15 protein-coding genes are annotated in these 14715 nt (G+C 64.7%); 1 reads left to right on the top strand and 14 read right to left on the bottom strand.

Translation table 11 applies throughout. The features are described 5' to 3' along the window. Positions 1–56: 56 nt before the first annotated feature. The 5 genes from rodA to C0V78_RS02800 all read right to left on the bottom strand — a co-directional run bounded on the left by rodA (position 57) and on the right by C0V78_RS02800 (position 5857). Positions 57–1172, bottom strand: a complete 1116-nt coding sequence (gene rodA / locus C0V78_RS02820; protein WP_101798157.1) for a rod shape-determining protein RodA — start codon at positions 1170–1172, stop codon at positions 57–59. Then, positions 1172–3274 carry a penicillin-binding protein 2 gene (gene mrdA / locus C0V78_RS02815; protein ID WP_101796343.1) on the bottom strand — a complete coding sequence of 701 codons (2103 nt, stop codon included), beginning with the start codon at positions 3272–3274 and terminating at the stop codon, positions 1172–1174. The genes rodA and mrdA overlap by 1 nt, the downstream gene beginning before the upstream one ends. After that, positions 3274–3831 carry a rod shape-determining protein MreD gene (mreD, locus tag C0V78_RS02810; protein WP_101798156.1) on the bottom strand — a complete coding sequence of 186 codons (558 nt, stop codon included), beginning with the start codon at positions 3829–3831 and terminating at the stop codon, positions 3274–3276. The genes mrdA and mreD overlap by 1 nt, the downstream gene beginning before the upstream one ends. Beyond that, entirely contained in the window at positions 3831–4733 is a 903-nt protein-coding gene (mreC, locus tag C0V78_RS02805) for a rod shape-determining protein MreC (protein WP_101796342.1), read from the bottom strand. Before mreC ends, mreD begins: the two co-directional genes overlap by 1 nt. A gap of 77 nt (positions 4734–4810) precedes the next feature. Beyond that, the gene (locus C0V78_RS02800) at positions 4811–5857 is read right to left on the bottom strand and encodes a rod shape-determining protein (protein ID WP_101796341.1); all 1047 of its coding nucleotides are present in this window, start codon (positions 5855–5857) and stop codon (positions 4811–4813) included. Between the two features lie 189 nt (positions 5858–6046). Between C0V78_RS02800 and mutL the strand changes: the two genes are divergently transcribed. Beyond that, positions 6047–7846, top strand: a complete 1800-nt coding sequence (mutL, locus tag C0V78_RS02795; RefSeq protein WP_101796340.1) for a DNA mismatch repair endonuclease MutL — start codon at positions 6047–6049, stop codon at positions 7844–7846. Here the strand turns inward: mutL and C0V78_RS02790 are convergent, their stop codons facing one another. The 9 genes from C0V78_RS02790 to C0V78_RS02750 all read right to left on the bottom strand — a co-directional run bounded on the left by C0V78_RS02790 (position 7847) and on the right by C0V78_RS02750 (position 14612). Then, entirely contained in the window at positions 7847–8293 is a 447-nt protein-coding gene (locus C0V78_RS02790; protein ID WP_101796339.1) for a MaoC family dehydratase, read from the bottom strand. An 8-nt stretch (positions 8294–8301) separates the two neighbouring features. Further along, a complete protein-coding gene (gene ychF / locus C0V78_RS02785; RefSeq protein ID WP_101796338.1) occupies positions 8302–9402 on the bottom strand; it encodes a redox-regulated ATPase YchF in 1101 nt (366 codons plus the stop codon). 72 nt (positions 9403–9474) lie between these two features. Further along, complete coding sequence (locus tag C0V78_RS02780) at positions 9475–10497, bottom strand: SDR family oxidoreductase (protein WP_101796337.1); 1023 nt, start codon at positions 10495–10497, stop codon at positions 9475–9477. A gap of 68 nt (positions 10498–10565) precedes the next feature. Continuing rightward, positions 10566–11135 carry an aminoacyl-tRNA hydrolase gene (pth, locus tag C0V78_RS02775; protein ID WP_173843322.1) on the bottom strand — a complete coding sequence of 190 codons (570 nt, stop codon included), beginning with the start codon at positions 11133–11135 and terminating at the stop codon, positions 10566–10568. 101 nt (positions 11136–11236) lie between these two features. Further along, positions 11237–11851, bottom strand: coding sequence for a 50S ribosomal protein L25/general stress protein Ctc (locus C0V78_RS02770; RefSeq protein ID WP_101796335.1), 615 nt, complete (start codon positions 11849–11851; stop codon positions 11237–11239). Between the two features lie 112 nt (positions 11852–11963). Continuing rightward, positions 11964–12818: a TraB/GumN family protein gene (locus C0V78_RS02765; protein WP_101796334.1), complete on the bottom strand. Its 855-nt coding sequence runs from the start codon at positions 12816–12818 to the stop codon at positions 11964–11966. Positions 12819–12822: 4 nt separating this feature from the next. Next, entirely contained in the window at positions 12823–13752 is a 930-nt protein-coding gene (locus tag C0V78_RS02760) for a TraB/GumN family protein (RefSeq protein ID WP_101796333.1), read from the bottom strand. A 34-nt stretch (positions 13753–13786) separates the two neighbouring features. Then, the gene (locus C0V78_RS02755; protein WP_101796332.1) at positions 13787–14431 is read right to left on the bottom strand and encodes a hypothetical protein; all 645 of its coding nucleotides are present in this window, start codon (positions 14429–14431) and stop codon (positions 13787–13789) included. After that, the gene (locus C0V78_RS02750; protein WP_101796331.1) at positions 14415–14612 is read right to left on the bottom strand and encodes a helix-turn-helix transcriptional regulator; all 198 of its coding nucleotides are present in this window, start codon (positions 14610–14612) and stop codon (positions 14415–14417) included. Before C0V78_RS02750 ends, C0V78_RS02755 begins: the two co-directional genes overlap by 17 nt. Between the last annotated feature and the right edge of the window lie 103 nt (positions 14613–14715).

Below are 14715 nucleotides of genomic sequence, written 5' to 3'. Positions count from 1 at the left end.
GGGAGCGCCCCCTATAGCGGTTGAATCGCGGGATGGAAGGCCTTTTTTTGACTTTCTCAATCTGCCCAGCGTTTCCCCGTCTTCGACCAGCGATCCACCGCCATCAAAGTGCCGATGCAGATCATGTTGGTCATCATCGAGGAGCCGCCGTGGCTGACGAAAGGCAGCGGAATTCCGACGACCGGAGCAAGGCCCATGACCATCATCAGGTTGATCGCAATGTAGAAAAACACCGTGCAGGTCATCCCGGCGGCGAGCAGTTGAGAGAACCGGTCCGGCGCGTTGCGGGCCACATTCATGCCCCAGCGCAGGATGTGGCCGAAGATCGCCAGGACGAAAAGTCCGCCAAGGATGCCCCATTGTTCGGCCATCGTGGCGAAGACGAAGTCGGTGTGGGCTTCGGGCAGGTAGCCAAGCATGGATTGTGATCCCTGGCCGAACCCCTTGCCGAACATGCCGCCAGAACCGATCGCGATCTTCGATTGCAGGATGTGGTAACCGGTGCCGCTGGGGTCCGCTTCGGGGTCGAGGAACACAAAGACGCGCTTCTGCTGGTAATCGTGCAGCAGGGTGAAAAAGGCGATCGGTGCGGCAGCGACGGCCACTGCACCGCCCGCGATGAACCAGCGCAGCGGCAGGCCGGCAAGGAAGATCACCACCAGCGCGCCGAAGCTGATCGCCAGCCCCGTACCAAGGTCGGGCTGGATCATCACCAGCAGCGCCGGCACGGCGAGCAGGCCAAGTGCGGGAAACAGCGCCTTGAATTCGGTGGTCATGGTGGGCGGCAGGTCGGCATAGAAGCGTGCCATGACGAGGACGATCACCGGCTTCATCAGTTCCGATGGCTGCAGCATCATGAAGCCAAGGTTCAGCCAGCGCTGGCTGCCGCCGCCGATGCCGCCGATCAGGTCGACCAGCACCAGCAGGATCACGACCAGCCCATAGACGGGATAGGCCCCCACCTTGAACAGGTCCTTGGGGAACAGCGAGATCACCAGCGCCATCACCAGGAATACGCCGAAGCGCACGACGTGGCTTAGCGCCCAGGGCTGAAGCGAGCCGCCGGCGGCCGTATAGAGCACCGAACCGCCGAACAGTACCAATGCGATCAGCGGCAGGATCACCCGCCATGGCTGGCGCGCGATGGGTTCGGGAATGATATGGCGCCACATCATTGCGGATTGCCCCCGCCCGGTGCCGGGCTGGATGCCGGGGAGGGGGAGGACGCCGGTTGCGGCAGGTCCACTTCCGGCCGCGGAGCGGTTGCATCGTTGACGATGCCCTGGCTGGGCGTTCCTGCGGCGTCCACCCGTTCTGCGGTCTGCTGCACATCGGCATCCGTGCCCACCTTGGGCGCGCCGGTGCCATACTGCGATTCATAGGCGCGGAAGCGGGCAGCCATGCGCTGTTGCGGCGTTCCGCCCCAGCCGGCCTCCATGCCGTGCAGCACTTCCCATGCCTTGGCGGGATCGAACAGGTACGTCATCACGTCACGCGCGATGGGATAGGCCGCCCCCGAACCGCCCCCGTGCTGGACAACGACCGCGCAGGCGTAACGCGGCTTATCGAACGGGGCGAAACAGATGAAGTGGCCGTGGTCGCGGTGCTTCCACAGGCCGCCCTTGCCGCTGGAGATGTTCAGTCCGACCACCTGCGCCGTGCCCGTCTTTCCGGCAAGCAGCACATTCTCGACCGGCAGACGCGCCTTGCCGGCGGTGCCGGGTCCGTTGACGACATCGCTCATCGCTTTGTGAACGAAATCGAGGTGTTCCTGCGAGAAGCCGAGCGACTTGAACTGCGGCGGATTGGGATCGTGGATCAGGCGTGGCTGCACTTCCAGCCCCGATGCGATGCGTGCCGCCATCACCGCCTGCTGCAGCGGATTGACCAGCATGTAGCCCTGGCCGATGGTGGCGTTCACCGTATCGAACACGGCCCAGGGCTTGTTGTACTTGCGTTCCTTCCAGGCGGGATCGGGCACCGTGCCATAGGACTGGCCGACAACCGGCAGGTCGAAGCTCTGCCCCAGGCCAAGTCGCCGGGCCATGGCGGCGATCTTTTCCATCCCGATCTTCTGGGCGAAGTGATAGAAATAGACGTCGCAGCTCTGGTAGATGCCCTTGGCCATGTCCACCGAACCGTGGCCGCGGCGGTTCCAGCAATGGAACACGCGGTTGCCCACGCGCAGGCCGCCGCTGCAGCCGACCGAGGCAGCCGGATCGAGCCCGGCCTCAAGGAAAGCCATGGCCACCATCGGCTTGACGGTCGATCCCGGCGGGAAAAGCCCGCGCAGCACCTTGTTGCGCAGCGGCACGTGATCGTCGTCCGACAGCATCTTCCATTCGATGCGGCCGATGCCGTCGGAAAAGCTGTTCGGATCGAAGCTGGGCATCGATGCCATGCACAAGAGGTCGCCGGTGTAGCAGTCCATGACGACGACTGCTGCCGATTCCGGACCGATGCGGCGCGAGGCATAGTCCTGCAGGCCAGCGTCGATGGTCAGCTTCAGCGGCTTGCCCGGCACGTCTTCGCGCATTTCGAGGTCACGCACCACGCGGCCGCTGGCCGTCACCTCGGTACGCCGTGCACCCGGGGTGCCGCGAAGGAGCTCCTCGAAACGCTTTTCCAGGCCGTCCTTGCCCAGCTTGTAGCCGGGCGTGATCAGCAGCGGGTTCCGGTCCTTCTTGTATTCTTCGGCAGAAGCCGCGCCGACATAGCCGACCAGATGGCCAACCGATGGGCCGGTCGGGTAAAGCCGGGCAAAGCCGCGCTGAGGCAGGACACCGGGCATTTCGGGAAGGCGGATGCTGATCGCATCGTACTGTTCATGGTCCAGTCGCGCGGAGATCTCGACCGGCTGGAAGCCTTGTGAATGTTCGACCTTGTCCTTCAGGTCCTGCATTTCCGAAGGCGTCAGGCGAAGGATCTGCCCCAGCTTGCCCAGCGTCTCGTCAATATCCGCGACACGCTCGGGGATGAGGTCGACACGGTAGTACTGCTGGTTCGCGGCCAGGGGCTGGTTGTTGCGATCGAGGATCAGCCCGCGGCGGGGCGGAATGAGGCTGAGGTTGACGCGGTTGCTCTCGGCCAGGGTCTTGAAATGCTCGTTCTCGGCAACCGCAATCCACGTCATGCGCGCGGCAAGCAGCACGCCAAGCCCGCCCTGCATGGCGCCGACGACCATGGCCCGCCGGTCAAACGAATTGGCAAGCTGGCCGCTCGTGACGTGCCTGCGGGTCGTCTGGGTAAAGCGTTCGCGAATCCACTTGAGCATCAATCGATGCTCCGGAAGCGGACAAGACGCATGCGATCGCACCATGCGGCGAAGCGGCCCGAAAGCGGCAGCAGCAGGATGGCCAGCGGCACCTGGATCAGCAGGGCCAGCGGCGAGACGCCATGCTCACCCGGAGTGCCGAAGAGGAAGCAAAGGACAATGTAAGCCGTGACCAGCACCGATCCGGCGAGCCAGTCCACCAGCACGCTGCGCCAGGGAAAACGCGCCTCGACCATTTCCATGACGATCAGGGTCAGCGACCAGAGCAGGATGGCCGAACCGAAGGGCAGGCCAGAATATAGATCGTCAAACAGGCCCAGGGGCAGACCGGACCAGACCGGCAGAACGCCGGGCCGGATCTGTCGCCAGCTCACCAGCAGCAGGTAGCCGAAGGGCGGGGCAAGCGCGCTGGAAAAGATCGACAGCCACTGCGTCGCCAGCGAGCCCAGCATGATCGAAAGCCAGGGTACCAGGACCGCAAGGATCGGCGAATGGGTGCGGTTGATCTCCTTGCGGTAACGGCGTTGCGCAAAGAGGGGAGGGCGGCCACCGGCCATCAGCGCTTCGCCGGTTCCGAAGGCGGGGTGGCCGTGGCTGCAGCGTCGGGAAGGCCAAGGCTCGCCGCCCATGCCGGTTCGACCACCACGAATTCGCTCGCCGAGGGATCGCTGAGCACCTGGGCTATGGCCCCATCGTGCGTCAGCTTGCTTACCACGGCGACGGCAATCCCGGGGCGGAAGAGTCCGCCGGAACCGGAGGTGACGAACACGTCACCAGGCTTGAGCGGATTGAGGCCGAGGTTGACCAGTTCAAGGCGCAGCGTGCCATCGCCGACACCGCGGGCGGTGGCCGTAATGCCATCGCGCGAACGGCGCACAGGGACGACACTTTCGCTGTCGGTAATCAGCAGGACCCTCGCCGTATTGCGCGAGGCTTCGAGCACGCGGCCCACAAGCCCGAGCGGCGAGCGGACCGGCATTCCGGTTGCAACCCCGCGCGAGGAACCGGCGGAAATGGTGGCAAAGCGGCGGGGGCTCGATCCTGTCGAGGCAATAAGCTGCGCCTTGGCAACCTCGCCGGTGGTTTCCTTCGGCAAGTCCAGCAATGCTTTCAGGCGGCGGTTTTCTTCAGCGGTCGCGGCGGCTTCTGCGAGCCGGATGCGATTGAGCTCGGCTTCCTTTTCGAGCCGCGCAACCCGGCTGCCCCGCGTGAAATAGCCACCGATGATGTCGAGGAAGCCATTGCCGGTTTCGCGACCTGCGGCCACTGCCTGCCCGACCGGGGCTGTGGCATCCGAAGCCGCGCCGCGCAGGCCTGAAAAGGCCTTCGGCTCGTAGATCGAGACCAGCAGCGCGGCAACGCCGATCAGCGCGCCGACAACCGCAGCCATGTAACCGAAAAATGTTCCGTATTGCGCCCGTTTGGAAAAGCCGGTGCGCCGGATGCTCGGCGGCGCCATGCGCCTCTCCTTCTATCCCGGCGACCCTGCTTCCAGCCCCTCCAGATGCACGCGGCCGCCGAATTATCCCTTGTCGATCAGGCGGTCATCAGGACGCCGCGATAGATCGGCTCTTCCATCGCGCGCCCGGTGCCGAGCGCAACGCAGGAGAGCGGATCCTCGGCGATCGAAACCGGAAGGCCGGTCTCTTCGCGAAGGTAATCGTCCAGCCCCTTGATCAGCGCGCCGCCGCCAGTGAGCACGATGCCCTGATCGACGATATCGGCGGCCAGTTCCGGCGCGGTGTTTTCCAGCGCGATGCGCACGCCTTCGACGATGGCGCTGATCGGTTCGTTGAGCGCTTCGGCAAGGTTCGCCTGCGTGATGGTGATTTCCTTGGGCACGCCGTTGACGAGGTCGCGGCCCTTGATGTGGATCGTCTCGCCCACGCCGTCGAGCGGGGTCGTGGCGACGCCGTAATCCTTCTTGATGCGTTCGGCGGTCGATTCACCGATCAGCAGGTTGTGATGGCGGCGGACGTAGGAAACGATCGCTTCGTCCATCTTGTCGCCACCGACGCGGACCGAGGTGGTATAGGCAAGGCCGCGCAGCGAGAGAACCGCAACCTCGGTCGTGCCGCCGCCGATATCGACGACCATCGAACCGACCGGTTCGGTTACCGGCATGTCCGCACCGATAGCAGCTGCCATCGGTTCGAGGATGAGGAACACTTCCGAGGCGCCGGCGTTGGAAGCCGCATCGCGGATGGCGCGGCGTTCGACCGAGGTCGAGCCCGACGGCACGCAGATCACGATTTCCTGGCGGCGGAAGGTGCCGCGGCCACCCTGGACCTTGCGGATGAAGTGCTTGATCATTTCTTCAGCCACTTCGATGTCGGCAATCACGCCATCGCGCAGCGGGCGGATCGCCTCAATCGAATCGGGCGTCTTGCCCATCATCATCTTGGCGTCGTCGCCCACGGCCTTGACCTTCTTCACGCCGTTGATCGTTTCGATCGCGACGACGGAGGGTTCGTTAAGCACGATGCCCCGATCCTGCGCATAGACGAGGGTGTTTGCCGTACCCAGGTCAATGGCCATGTTCTGCGAACCAAGTTTGAAGAATCGGGAGAAGAAGCCTGACATCGACAAATCCGTTTTATAACAAGCGGTTAACCGCATTTCCTGCGGTGGCGAACTGCCGGCCGGAATACGGGGAAGGCGGTCCATTAGCGCAAGGCATTTGGAAAGGCCAAAATTTTGTGCGGCAAGCCACAGATTCTCGCGCGTCCCGGCTCGAATTAACTTCGCTTCACCGCTAGCAGGGAAACAGCCATGCCGACCATCCGCCGATTGCCCGATACGCTCGTCAACCGCATCGCCGCGGGCGAGGTGGTCGAGCGCCCTGCGGCGGCACTCAAGGAGCTGGTCGAGAACGCGATCGACGCCGGTGCGACGAGCATCGCCGTGCGGCTCGGCAATGGTGGGCTGGACCTCATCGAGGTGACCGATGACGGCTGCGGGATGCTGCCGGCGGAAATGGAACTGGCGCTCGAACGCCACGCCACCTCAAAACTGCCTGACGAGGCCATCGAGCTGGTTTCGACGCTCGGTTTCCGGGGTGAGGCGCTGCCTTCCATCGCTTCGGTCGCGCGGCTCAGCATGGAAAGCCGGGTGCGTGGCGAGGCGAGCGGATGGAAGCGCGTGGTCGATCACGGCAAGCTGGTGGAGGAAGGCCCCGCTGCCTTGCCGCCCGGCACCCGCATCCGGGTTGAAAACCTATTCGCGCAGATCCCGGCGCGGCGGAAATTCCTGCGTTCGCCGCGGTCGGAATATGCCGCCTGCCTCGATGTCGTCCGCCGCCTGGCCATGGCACGGCCTGAGATCGGCTTCACGCTGGAACATGATGGCCGGCGCGCCCTGGCGGTGCAGACCGGCGAGGAACTGGCCCCGCGCGTCGCGCGTCTTGTTGCGCGCGAACTGGCTGACGATGGCGTTGTCGTCGATCTGGAGCGCGGCTCGATGCGCCTCACCGGCGTTGCCGGCCTGCCGACATTCAATCGCGGCGTTGCCGATCACCAGTACCTGTTCGTCAATGGCCGCCCGGTGAAGGATCGGCTCCTGATTGGCGCAGTTCGCGGCGCCTATTCCGACATGCTGGCGCGCGATCGGCACGCCGTGCTAGCGCTGTTCCTCGACCTGCCGCCGGAAGAGGTGGACGTGAACGTCCATCCGGCCAAGACCGAGGTCCGCTTTCGCGATCCCGCCTTCGTTCGCGGCTTCATCGTCAGCGGATTGCGGCAGGCGCTCGACAGTGGTGACCGCCGCGCCGCGCAGGCTCCGGCTGCGGGTGCCATGGGCAACTGGCAAGTGGAGCCGCTGCGCAGCGAGTCTGCCGCGCCGGCGCTTTCCTCGCTGTTTTCGCGGGAATATTCCGCCCCCCAGAACCGCGTAAGCGATGCCGGGCAGGCCTGGCGCGGTTACGAGAGCCCCGTCATGGCCCCGCCGATGGCCCGCGCCGAGGAAGCCGCGCCTGCACCTGCCGAAGCGGATTACCCGCTTGGCGTGGCGCGCGGGCAGGTTGCCGGGACATACATCGTTGCCGAGGCGGCCGACGGTCTGGTCATTGTCGATCAGCATGCCGCGCACGAACGGCTGGTGATGGAACGGTTGAAGGCGGCCGGGGCGGGGGAGGCTGTTGCCGCCGCCCAGGCATTGCTGATCCCGGAAGTGGTGGAGCTGGATGAGCCAGCCTGCGACCGGCTCGAAGCGCGCACTGCCGATTTCGCCCGTTTCGGCCTCACGCTCGAGCGGTTCGGGCCCGATGCCATGCTTGTCCGCACGGTGCCGGCGGTGCTGGCGAAAGGCGATGTCCACGCGCTGGTGCGCGATATTGCCGATGACCTTGCCCACAACGGCGATGCGCTGCTGCTGGGCGAACGGCTCGACCATGTGCTGGCAACCATGGCCTGCCATGGGTCGGTACGGGCCGGACGTGCGCTGTCAGTCGCGGAAATGAACGCCCTGCTGCGCGAGATGGAGCGCACGCCAAGATCGGGCCAGTGCAATCACGGTCGGCCCACCTGGGTCAAACTGGCGCTGGAAGACGTGGAAAAGCTGTTCGGGCGGAAATGATCAGTCCGGCCGCGTCCTGACGAAGGCGTTGGCAACATAGCTCAGCACCGGTTCGCCATGCTGGTTCAGCGTGCGCACCCGGGTGCGGAAGATGCCCATTCCCGGCTTCGATGCGCTGACACGCTTTTCCAGCACTTCGCGTTCGCAGGTCAGCGTGTCGCCGGGGTAGACGGGCTTGAGGAAGCGCAGCTCGTCGATACCCGGGGAGCCGAGGCCCTGATGGCCGCATTCGTCCTGATACCTGACGATCATCGCCATGGTCATGGCGCAGGTGTGCCAGCCACTAGCCGCCAGCCGCCTGAAATGGGTCTGCGCAGCGGCTTCATCGTCAAGGTGGAACGGCTGCGGATCGTATTTCCGCGCGAAGTCGAGAACCTCTTCACGCGTGACCGGATAAGAGCCGAAGCTCTTGACCGTGCCGGTTTCCATATCCTCAAACCATTCCATCGCAGCACTCACACGTTGAACTTGAAGTGCATGACGTCACCATCCTGCACGACGTATTCCTTGCCTTCCTGCCGCAGCTTGCCGGCATCCTTGCAGGCCGTTTCCCCGCCCAGCGCAATGTAATCGTCGAAGGCGATGGTTTCGGCGCGGATGAAGCCGCGCTGCATGTCGGAATGGATTTCGCCGGCAGCGTCAGGCGCCTTGGCACCCTTGTGCACGGTCCACGCGCGGGCTTCCTTGGGGCCGACAGTGAAGAAGGTGATCAGGTGCAGCAGGTCATAGCCAGAGCGGATCACGCGGGCGAGGCCGGTTTCGTGGAGGCCCATCTCCTCTAGGAAGACCAGGCGTTCCTCCAGGTCCATGCCGACGAGTTCGCTCTCGATCGCGGCGGAGACGATCACGGCGTTCGCCCCTTCGGCCTTGGCCTTTTCGAATACCTTGGCGGAGAAGGCGTTGCCGTTGGCTGCGCTTTCTTCCTCAACGTTACAGACGTAGAGCACCGGCTTGGCGGTGAGCAGCTGGGCCTGCCTGAAGACGCGCTCTTCCTCGATGTCCTTTGGCACCGTGAGACGGGCGGGCTTGCCTTCGCGCAGCAGGTTGAGCGCCTGGCCGAGCACCGAGGCCATGATCTTGGCCTCCTTGTCGCCGCCGGTCGCCTTCTTCTGCGCAGCGGGAACGCGCTTTTCGAGGCTGTCGAGGTCGGCGAGCATGAGCTCGGTTTCGACGGTTTCGGCATCGGAGACGGGATCAACCCGGTTGTCGACATGCTGGATGTCGTCGTTCTCGAAGCAGCGCAGCACGTGGACGATGGCATCAACCTCGCGGATGTTGCCAAGGAACTGGTTGCCGAGCCCTTCGCCCTTGCTCGCCCCGCGGACGAGGCCGGCGATGTCGACAAAGCCGAGCTGGGTGGGGATGATCTTCTGGCTGCCGGCGATCGCGGCCAGCTTGTCCAGCCGGGGATCGGGCACGCCGACATTGCCGACGTTCGGCTCGATCGTGCAGAACGGATAGTTCGCCGCTTGCGCCGCCTGCGTTTCGGTAAGCGCATTGAACAGGGTGGACTTGCCGACATTCGGCAGGCCGACGATACCGCAGCGGAAACCCATCTATCTCGATCCTTCGTGAAAGCTGGCGCGCGCTTAGCCTTGCGCGGCGCTTTGCGCCAGCCCCCGCGAAGGTCAGTCCAGAACGGCCTTCACCCAGACACCCATCGGCGAGTTCTCCGCCAGCTTTAGCTGGACCTGCCGAGACACCTCGTTGATCGGCTCCTGCGGGCGGCTGACAGGGTGGACGGCGCGGCGCAGCGGTCGGGTGCCGGCGGGCATCGCCAGCACCTCGGCAATGGCGCGGGGAATGTCTTCCGGATCGGCGCGGCCCATCGGCGATGCGGCCATGGCAGCCTGCATCCGCGCGGGATCGGGCGGCGGCGCCTTCAGCCGGGCAACCATGTCGCCATAGGCATCGCCGTGCCGTGGCGGAATCCGCGCGGCCAGTGCATCCTGGTAGCGCGCGCGGTTAGGCCCGACATTGGTGGGATAGCCGCCGGGCTGGATTACCAGCACCTCGATGCCGAACTGGGCGACTTCATAAGCGAGCTGCTCGCTCATCGCCTCGAGCGCGAACTTGGTGGGGGCGTAGAGTCCGCCACCGGCCATGACGAAGCGCCCCTGCTGCGAGGACATGTTGACGATAACCCCGGACTTGCGCGCGCGCATGGCCGGCAGGGCCGCGCGGATCGTGCGCAGCGGGCCATAGACGTTGGTATCGAAGGCCAGCTGCGCCGCCTCGATATCGTGCACTTCGACAGGCCCGCCAAAGACGACGCCGGCATTGTTCACCAGAACGTCAAGCGCGCCGCCTGCCAGCTTCTCCGCCTTGGCAACGGTGCGGTTGACCTGCGCTTCGTCCCGCACGTCGAGCGGCAGAACGGTGATATCCAGCTTTTCGGCCCGGGCGAGCTTCAGCAACTCGTCCGCTTCGGGCCGGGGCAGGTTGCGCATGGTGGCAAAGACCTTTGCGCCAAGCCGGGCATAGAGCAGCGCGCCCGCCCGGCCGAAGCCCGATGAGGTGCCGGTAATCAGGATCGACTTGCCCTTGAGGCTTTGCGGGGCAGGGGTTGCGGCCGTTGCCTGGGCAGCAGCGGCCCCGGCGGCAAGCGCCCCGGTTCCGGCAAGCATGGTACGGCGGCTGACCTTTGGCATGACAGTCTCCTTCGATCCCTTCCCGGGCGTGGAGACTAGCGCGCGGCAGCGGCTTGTCGAGTGGGCTCTCAGTCCTGCTGGCGCAGGGCGACATCGCTCATGAAGCGGGCATCGTCACCCTTGACCAGCCATTCGGCCTCTGCGCCAACGGCACCCAGCATCCCGGCCAGATCGTCCATCTCCGACTTGGCATAGTTGCCCAGCACGTAGCCGGTTACGCGGTCCTTGTGCCCCGGATGGCCGATGCCAAGGCGCACGCGCCGGAAATCGGGTCCAAGGTGCTGATCGATGGAGCGCAGACCATTATGCCCTGCCGTGCCGCCGCCCTGCTTCACCTTGACCTTGAACGGCGCGAGATCGAGCTCGTCATGGAATACGGTCAGGGCATCGGTGCCCAGCTTGTAGAAACGCAGCGCCTCGCCCACGGCGCGGCCGCTTTCGTTCATGAAGGTCGCGGGCTTGAGCAGCAGGACTTTCTGGTTGCCGATGCGCCCTTCCTGAAACCAGCCCTGGAACTTCTTCTGGACCGGGCCGAACGACCACATATCGGCGATCAGGTCGATCGCCATGAAGCCGACGTTATGCCGGTGCATCGCATATTGCGGACCGGGATTGCCGAGGCCGACCCAGAGTTGCACGCTGATTCTCCAAACAGATTGCCGGCAAACGAAAACCGGGCCGCATCGCTGCGGCCCGGCTTCTGTGGGGCAGCAGGGCCGCCCCGGTCAACCAAGCAGGCTTACGAAGCCGCTTCGGTCTTGCTGTTGTCGCCTTCTTCGCTGCGCAGGCCCGAGGGGGCAACGATGGTGGCGATGGTGAAGTCACGGTCGGTGATGGCCGAGGCCGAGCCCTGCGGCAGATTCACGTGGCTGATGTGGATCGAGGCGCCGACTTCGAGGCCGGTCACGTCGATGTGGACCGCATCGGGGATCAGTTCCGGATCGCAGACCAGTTCCAGCTCGTGGCGGACGATGTTCAGCACGCCACCGCGCTTGAGGCCCGGCGAGGCGGCTTCGTTCTCGAACACAACCGGCACTTCGACGTGGACCTTGTGGTCCTTCGAAATGCGCAGGAAGTCAGCGTGAAGCGGACGATCGTTGACGGGGTGGAAGGCAACGTCCTTCGGCAGCGTCCGCACGGTCTGGCCGCCAACCTGGATCTCGACGATCGAGTTGAAGAAGTGGCCGGTGCCGAGCTGGCGGACCAGTTCCTTCTCTTCGACGTGGATCGAAACAGGGGCTTCATTGTTGCCATAGACAACGGCGGGGACGCGGCCTTCACGACGCAGTGCACGGGAGGCTCCCTTGCCAGCCCGATCGCGCGTCTCGGCCGGCAGGGTCAGAGTATCGCTCATGTGACTTGCCTTTCGATATACGGTAAATTCAAACAACTTCTCCGCCACGCCTCCAGGGATGACCATGACGAGAAGCGCGGGCCGTTAGCGGCATTGCGCGCAGAATGCAAGGTTACTGGACGCGAACGACCTTCCAGCCTCGCTTTTCCAGCAGGATGGGCAGGCCCTCGTCCCCGGCCAGATGGGCGGCGCCCACCGCCACGAAAGGGCGTCTGCCCTTGCGCATCAGGTCTTCGATCTGGCCGATCCATGCGGCATTGCGACCGGAATAGAGCGCCTTGCGCAGTTCGGGATCGGCAAGGATGCCTGTGCGCGTTTCGCGCCCGATCAGGGCCATGTCGCCCTTGCGCCAGGCTTCGGCAAGCTGCGCTTCGTCAGCCGCGCCGCGATCGTCGCGCAGCGCCAGGTTCAGCAGGTCGCGCTGTTCCTTTTCCGGCAGGCGATCGAAGATCGACAGCTGGTTGCGCGCGCCTTCCAGTTCGGCACGCGGCAGGTGGGAGGCGGCCCGCGCGATTGCCAGGTCTATGCCGTGGTCCGAATTGCCCTGCTTGTTGGCCAGTTGCGCCAGCGTCAGCGCTGCCGCCCAGGTTTCCAGTTCGGCGAAGGTCGAATCCTGCGCCTTCGTTTCGGCGTAGAGCTTTTCCAGCGAAGGCCGCAGGGCCGGATCGATACGCTGGGAAAGTGGCAGCTGGCCCGGTGTCCGCCCCAGTTCGGTGAACACGGCGCCAAGCTCCGCCTCGTCCTCGATCCGCGCGATTTCCAGCACCAGCAGGTCTGCACCGGCCAATGCCTGATCGATATCGCGCGATCGCCAGTCCGCCTCTCGCGGGAGCAGGTGGATCGTGCCGAAAAGCCAGCCGTGCTCGCCGCCCGGCCCGGTCACTTCCCACATCGCCGGGCGCGCGGGATCAGGCCGGGCGCAGGCGGCAAGCAGCAGCAGGGCAAGGGCGGCGAGAAGCTGGCGCATCGAATTACTGGACGCGGGTAACCTTGATGCCGCGCTTCTTCAACATGGCCTGGACGCTGTCCCGACCGGCAAGGTGGCCAGCGCCTACCGCGACGAACACCGTGCCCGGCTGGTCAAGGCGGTTCCTGATCCAGCCCGTCCAGTTGCGGTTACGGTTGGAAAGCAGGGCCTTCATCAGCGCCGGATCGCTCTGGTCGGCATTGATCATCTGGCCAAGGCGTGTGGCGTTGCCCGTGCTCCAGTACTTCACCATGCCATCGAGCTGCTGCTTGAACTTGGGCAGCCCCTTGATGACCTGGCGCAGGTAGGTAACCTGCTTCTTGCGCGGCAGGGAATCGAAGATGCCCAGCTGAAACTCGACCGTCTCAAGCCCCAGATGCGGGCGCTTTGCCGCCTTGGCGCGGTTTTGCAGCTGCATTTCGATGCCGTTTTCAGCGGAATAGCCGTTGCGCAGCAGCGGCATGGTGCCCAGCGTCACGGCAACGAACCACGGCTCGAACTGGTCCAGCGCGCTCTTGGGCAGGCTGAGGTCCTTCAGCGCCTTGTCGAGCGCGGCATTGTCCTTGGCCGAGAGCATGGTGCGCAGGCTCTCGCCCCTGGGCAGCGCGGCGAGCTTCATCACGGTGCCCTGCATGGCAGCCGGATCGGCCTCGGGGATTTCGGTGACGAGCGCCTCGGAAGCGTTGAAGGCCTTGGCCACCGGCCCCTCGAACCAGTTGATGCCGCCGGGCAGGGCGTGGATCGTGCCGAAAAGGTAGATCGTGGTATCCGGATCGCTCACCTTCCACAGCGCCGGGCGGGCCATGCCGGCGGGGGCGGCAGCCTTGGCATTGGCAACCGGCGTCGGGTGCTTCTGCTGTTCTGCAAGGGCAGGGCCGGCCTGGAACAGGGCCAGTGCGGCCACGGAAAGGGCAAGTTTGCGAAGGAACATCATGGGGGGACTCCATTGAAGACAAGTATCTGACAGATCAGCGGAAACGTTTCCAGACCCAACCGAGCGACCAGACGATGATCACCGCCCAGAAGATCGCGAAGCCATCGGGTTCATCCGCCAGTCCGCCGCGCCATGCGATCCACCAGCCGATGCTGGCGAAGAAGTAGGTGTAGAGCGACAGCATGCCACCGAAGTTGTAGGCGGCCTGGTCATGCTCGTCGGCGCTCTGGTGCCAGCGGTAATAGAGCCATGCGATCACCGGCAGGGTGGCCAGCAGGCCGATGGCAACCGCCGGGTCGAGCGGCGTGTCATAGCCAAGGAAGCTTGTCGATCCGCCCATTTCCTGCTCGCCGATCTGCAGCAGGATGCCCGCGACCACGCCGACCGCCATCGTGCTGTAGAGCACCAGCCGGTTGGCCCTTTGCCGGGGCGAGCGGGGCAGCCAGTCTCCGGCAACGCCCTTGCGCAGCAGCCACCAGGAACAATAGCCCAGGAGCAGCGCCAGCGGCACGACGATGGCAATGCCTTTCCAGCTTGCCGAACCGCGCTCGATCGAGGCGTAGGCAAAGCCGCCAATCATGCCGAGGGTGAATATGCCGATAAGAACGGCAAAGATGATCGCGAACGCACGAAACAGGGGCGAAGGCTCTGCGCCCTTGACGTCAATTTGCTCCGTCATCGAAAATCTCCTCAATCGAAAGCCCGAACAGCCGCGCAATGCGGAAGGCGAGGGGAAGGGATGGGTCGTGCTTGCCGGTCTCGATCGCGTTCACCGCCTGGCGGGACACGTCGAGATGATCGGCCAGCTCGGCCTGGCTCCAGTTGCGCTCGGCGCGCAGAACTTTAAGTCGGTTGTTCATGTCATAACGACCTGTCGTTTTGTCAGGTATGCATTACATCTAGTCATGATTCGCTGACATGTCAACAAAACCTGACATCGGGCACGGTCCGGCGGCACAGCAG

Source organism: Novosphingobium sp. TH158, from assembly GCF_002855555.1.
Classification (GTDB): domain Bacteria; phylum Pseudomonadota; class Alphaproteobacteria; order Sphingomonadales; family Sphingomonadaceae; genus Novosphingobium.
Note: the sequence above shows the minus strand (reverse complement) of the source record. Positions and strands in the feature narration are given on the sequence as shown.

Coding starts and splice junctions, on each gene's coding strand:
- mreC (WP_101796342.1), bottom strand. CDS start 4,733: ATGGCGCCGCCGAGCATCCGGCGCACCGGCTTTTCCAAACGGGCGCAA.
- C0V78_RS02790 (WP_101796339.1), bottom strand. CDS start 8,293: ATGGAATGGTTTGAGGATATGGAAACCGGCACGGTCAAGAGCTTCGGC.
- C0V78_RS02755 (WP_101796332.1), bottom strand. CDS start 14,431: ATGACGGAGCAAATTGACGTCAAGGGCGCAGAGCCTTCGCCCCTGTTT.
- C0V78_RS02765 (WP_101796334.1), bottom strand. CDS start 12,818: ATGCGCCAGCTTCTCGCCGCCCTTGCCCTGCTGCTGCTTGCCGCCTGC.
- mutL (WP_101796340.1), top strand. CDS start 6,047: ATGCCGACCATCCGCCGATTGCCCGATACGCTCGTCAACCGCATCGCC.
- C0V78_RS02760 (WP_101796333.1), bottom strand. CDS start 13,752: ATGATGTTCCTTCGCAAACTTGCCCTTTCCGTGGCCGCACTGGCCCTG.
- mreD (WP_101798156.1), bottom strand. CDS start 3,831: ATGGCCGGTGGCCGCCCTCCCCTCTTTGCGCAACGCCGTTACCGCAAG.
- mrdA (WP_101796343.1), bottom strand. CDS start 3,274: ATGCTCAAGTGGATTCGCGAACGCTTTACCCAGACGACCCGCAGGCAC.
- C0V78_RS02780 (WP_101796337.1), bottom strand. CDS start 10,497: ATGCCAAAGGTCAGCCGCCGTACCATGCTTGCCGGAACCGGGGCGCTT.
- C0V78_RS02750 (WP_101796331.1), bottom strand. CDS start 14,612: ATGAACAACCGACTTAAAGTTCTGCGCGCCGAGCGCAACTGGAGCCAG.
- ychF (WP_101796338.1), bottom strand. CDS start 9,402: ATGGGTTTCCGCTGCGGTATCGTCGGCCTGCCGAATGTCGGCAAGTCC.
- C0V78_RS02800 (WP_101796341.1), bottom strand. CDS start 5,857: ATGTCAGGCTTCTTCTCCCGATTCTTCAAACTTGGTTCGCAGAACATG.
- rodA (WP_101798157.1), bottom strand. CDS start 1,172: ATGTGGCGCCATATCATTCCCGAACCCATCGCGCGCCAGCCATGGCGG.
- C0V78_RS02770 (WP_101796335.1), bottom strand. CDS start 11,851: ATGAGCGATACTCTGACCCTGCCGGCCGAGACGCGCGATCGGGCTGGC.